Origin of the sequence: Aquiflexum lacus, assembly GCF_015476655.1 — a bacterium.
In the GTDB taxonomy this organism is placed as follows: domain Bacteria; phylum Bacteroidota; class Bacteroidia; order Cytophagales; family Cyclobacteriaceae; genus Aquiflexum; species Aquiflexum lacus.
The window spans coordinates 1-259 of sequence record NZ_JABFHF010000104.1; the positions used below are offsets into that span (position 1 = coordinate 1).

A 259-nucleotide genomic window follows, 5' to 3' on the forward strand; every position below is an offset into this window, starting at 1 on the left:
AGCGTATTGATAGCTGTCAGCCCAGCATCCACAAAAGCAGTGGTTGCTATCTGGGTTGTGTTGGTGCCTTCAGGGGCAGTCGGGGCTATCGGTATTCCCGATAATTCCGGAGATGCGGACAAAACCACATTTCCTGTTCCCGTCACCGGATTGGATACCAGGCCTTTTGAGCCATCTGTAAATACCGGTAAAGATTCATTCAAAGAAGAAAGTACCGGCTGTGCCGTCAGGGTTGTTACTCCTGTAACATTCAATGTTC

1 protein-coding gene is annotated in these 259 nt (G+C 49.0%); it reads left to right on the forward strand.

Annotated features, from left to right (window positions below; translation table 11 throughout):
• Positions 1 to 259 (forward strand): hypothetical protein (locus tag HMJ38_RS25220; protein WP_194977207.1); only part of this gene is annotated, 259 nt, incomplete at both ends.